The organism is Candidatus Symbiopectobacterium sp. NZEC135, from assembly GCF_025962695.1.
Window position 1 is genome coordinate 1 of the sequence record NZ_JAGFPF010000467.1, and the last position, 1349, is coordinate 1349.

General features: G+C 46.1%; 1 protein-coding gene. It reads left to right on the forward strand.

Annotation, left to right across the window (positions count from 1 at the left end; translation table 11 throughout):
• Positions 1 to 417 precede the first annotated feature (417 nt).
• Positions 418 to 1128, forward strand: a complete 711-nt coding sequence (locus J5224_RS27940; protein ID WP_264628381.1) for a hypothetical protein — start codon at positions 418 to 420, stop codon at positions 1126 to 1128.
• Positions 1129 to 1349: the final 221 nt, after the last annotated feature.

Below are 1349 nucleotides of genomic sequence, written 5' to 3' on the forward strand. Positions count from 1 at the left end.
GTTTGAACCCTTTCAAACGACCTCATGCGCTTCCGACAATACAAAAGATTCATGAAAAATACAACTTCAAAAATAACACAACCCTACAGATGAAAATAATTAATTAACGCGGTAAATATAAAGCAAAAAAATACCGCACAAGGTTAACGGCAAATAAACCATTCCCGACGTTGATTTTATTCTTTATTGGAATAAAAATTTCTTTTATGGGACACATCCATTATTAAAAAAGAGAAAAATCACCTAGTCACCTGAAAATACTAGAGATTTATAATAGCTTTTACTACAATCCCCGCGATATTGATAGAAACCGGCGTGGCTAAAGGAATAGGTCCCTGGCGCAATAGCGTGTAGCGCTAATTTTGTGATAAACCGACGTTCGGTTTCTGCGTCACTCTTAATGCAGGAAGGAACCTGATGAAATCGAAAACACTGCTTGCTTCACTGATATTCACCACCTTATTGGTGGGTTGCGATCAATCCACACAACAGACAGCTGCCGCTCCTGCGGAAAAACCCAAAACCCCGGTACAACGGCGTGGAGACATTGCCAGCGATTATCGTTATTCGTTACAAACCGATGGCCCTGATATCTGCTTGCGCCGCGTGGTCGAGATATTGGGCAAAGAGACCAAAGTGACGTCGGTTAAATCCTTTTTTGGCACCGGCGAAGCATTGAGCAGTAGCCCTGCCTTTGTGACACCGAAAGGCGTATTGAAAACCTGCTCGGTAGAATACCAGGATCCGCAGGATGGCAAAAAACTGCTCAGCCTCGATATGGATGCTTTTTCCGGCGAATTCAAAGCACCGGTTCCGGTGAAAATCACCGTCACGGGCAATGCCGACAGCTTTAAACTGGATGATTACCTGATCGCGCTCAGCAAGGTTGATGCCGCAGCCATCAAGCCTTTCCTTGACGGTAAAAAAAGCTGGTTAGATACCTATTTCTCCGAACACGCACTTTACTCCGTAACGCTAAATGAACCGGGCCCGTTTAATGACAAGCACGTATTGTCGATCAGAATGGATGGGCTATTAACCAGCAACGGTATCAATAAATATGTCACGGCATCCCTCTCTATGGATGGAAAGCGCGTGATAAAAGACGGCTTTAAAGCAGGAAAATAACACCGTCACAGCAAGGGGTGCTAGCGAAGTTCGGGGTGAAAAATGCGCTTACTCTCGGCGCAGTGCTGACTTTACCCCCCATCAGCGCTATAACTGGACCGTTACCTTTCGGGTGTGCAGCAGCGTTTCAGGCGCTGTTGCACGCTACGTCAACCATCAATGGAGGTTTTTCATGGCCAGTTCTTCGACCTATGTGCCGCCCAACGTATGGCAGCCAGCCC